2 protein-coding genes are annotated in these 2,558 nt (G+C 31.6%); both read right to left on the reverse strand.

Going from position 1 to position 2,558, the window contains the following annotated elements:
* Window positions 1–39 precede the first annotated feature (39 nt).
* Window positions 40–1,641 (reverse strand): SIR2 family protein, encoded by a 1,602-nt coding sequence (locus tag Q3907_RS10640; RefSeq protein WP_367881511.1) that lies wholly within the window; start codon window positions 1,639–1,641, stop codon window positions 40–42.
* 235 nt (window positions 1,642–1,876) lie between these two features.
* Window positions 1,877–2,392: a hypothetical protein gene (locus Q3907_RS10645; RefSeq protein ID WP_301898254.1), complete on the reverse strand. Its 516-nt coding sequence runs from the start codon at window positions 2,390–2,392 to the stop codon at window positions 1,877–1,879.
* Between the last annotated feature and the right edge of the window lie 166 nt (window positions 2,393–2,558).

Consider the following 2,558-nt stretch of genomic DNA (forward strand, 5'->3'; position numbering starts at 1 on the left):
TGCTTACAGCGTATAGCTGCTTAGCACATTATTGAATTATTAACGAACTATTGTTGTATTAAAATAAAGTTTAAACAAGAATTTTCTATAATAAATCTTCTCGTTAATATCACTCAATTTATCCAACTTAGCTAAAACTTCTTTTTCTACTTCATCAACATCTCCAAAGAAAGCGACTCTAACCTCCATGATAATATGCTCAAACGTAATAGAAGGAACAAACTCTTTCTTATATTCTTCAACTTCTCGCCGATAATCTTCCTTATTACCATTCTTCTCATATAAAGACAATAATGCCACTAAGCATTTTTCATACTTCAACGGAGCGTCAGCCTCCCTATATAAAGCACATAATTCCTTTAATATTTGTATTGCCTTATTTTCATCCATTGAGAGATAAGAATAATACTTCGATACAACTTGACCATACAATACTGTCCCTTTTTTTACATGAGTATCAATAAACTCTTTTATTTCTTGTTTTACTTTTTCATAATCACTCTCCTTAAGTTTGATAAGTGATATCATTCTCATCAAAGCTTCATTTTCTGGAGAAGGATTCAGTTCCAAGGACTTAGATATACATGTCTTTATATCGTCGAGCAATTTTGAATAATTATCAGCAAAACACATATCACGTGCATAATCTAGCAAATATAGAGCCTTTTGATTATACAAGTAGAAATCTGAAGAGAATTCATTTATTGCCCTTTCCAAGAAAAACATTTTGGATTCATGTTTCGCCATTGCATAGAAAGCATCAAGATAATAACCTTCTTGTTTAGAATCTAAATTTATTAATTCAAGATAGGTATTTCTGAGTTCCTCCTTTTTATCAAAGAAGAAAAACTTTAATGTTTTTGCTTTTAATTCCAACAAGCGACATGCGTATTGAGTTTCACCTTTTTCCTCCTTATATTTTTCATCTATTTTCAGAAGTAATTCTTCGCATTTCTTTTCTTCATACAAAGCGTTCAACTCTGCCAAGACATCACGTTCTTTCCCACTTAATTTTCTAAGTTTACTTTTACGCTTAGGTTCATCATCATCGACTTTTTTAATACTAATATATTTAAAAAAATCACTAACAATGTTAGAATTGACGATTTTATTAAGATCATCAATATCTTTTTTGATAAAAGGATTCTCCTGTAAAGATTTGATATATTTATTATTTGTCAACTTGCCAATAAGTTCTTTATGATGCTCACTACTAAGCATTTTCCTATTTATCGGCAATTGTCCTGTCAACGAATGATTCAGAGTAGACATCAACTCATCAAAACCTTTTATTGGCACATAATAAACCCTATCTTTCCATAATAAATGCCTCAGGTCATCACTCAAATTAGTTTCATCTTCACGAATGCACCAATAAATACCATGCTTAAAGTACTCATTACTTTGCAGGAGCATAGACAAAATATCCATAACAGATCTGTCATTGCCAGCATATCCAACAACAACCAAGCCATGATCTTTAGCAAATTCTATGAACTTTCGTTTCATGTTATCGTCTAAAGATTCCGTCTCACGCAAAGAACTCTTAATGTCATCAAAAAGATAGTCACCATGCAGTTTTATAATTTTAGGACGACTAGAGGTAATTGTTATACTAGATATTAGGGTGTCCAGTTCTATGTTCCAATATTAACTAGGGTGTCCAGTTCCATGTTCTCGTTTTTGATTATGTTTTAGCAACTTAGCACACTGTAAATCAGTAAATTAAGCACAAAATATAAGACAAATTTAACTGTCAAAAAGTCTGATGTAGATTCGCACAAGATTATAGTTTATTTAGCGAATGATTATCAATGACTTAGATGGTTATTACATTGTTTTTGATACTAAAAACTGGAACACAGAACTGGACACCCTAACTAGATATTGAAGAGTCATGTGCACAGACAATAGGTCGCTCCGGTGAAAAACGATAAAAAGCCTCATTCAACAAATCATCAAAATTTGTCGTAAACACAGTATTAAAATACCTTTCTTCTATCAACTTAACAAGATACGCATAACCGATAGATGGGTCTTTCTTTGCAACCTGCTTTTCTACAAAAATACGACGTTGACGTGGTAAATCATATTTTTTTTGAAACAAAGAAGAATATGGATTTCGGCTATCATACCATTCATACTGGCTTTTCCAGAAATCATCTTCACTCATTCCTTCAGTATTCTCAGACTCATAAATTTCTTTTTTCCATTTTTTGATGAGATCACCACCCGAATCTATACCTGAAGTAACAGAACATCCTGCACCTATCAAAAGTGTATAATTGGAAGTTTCTTCACATTTGTTTGAAAGAAAAGAAATCAAATCTTTTACGGTTCTTTTCTTATGTGCCAACTGTCGTAATGTTGAATCAACTATTTTTTCATCCATAGCAAACAATTATTTTATAGAAGTATCACCAATAATTCCATCTAACTTAAACTGATGAAAGAATTAATGACATATTGATATTTATAGTAATCTATGACCATAACTATTCCCCAATAGTTCGTTAATAATTCAATAATGTGCTAAGCAGCTATACGCTGTAAGCACG

Origin of the sequence: uncultured Holdemanella sp. (genome assembly GCF_958348295.1) — a bacterium.
In the GTDB taxonomy this organism is placed as follows: domain Bacteria; phylum Bacillota_I; class Bacilli_A; order Erysipelotrichales; family Erysipelotrichaceae; genus Holdemanella.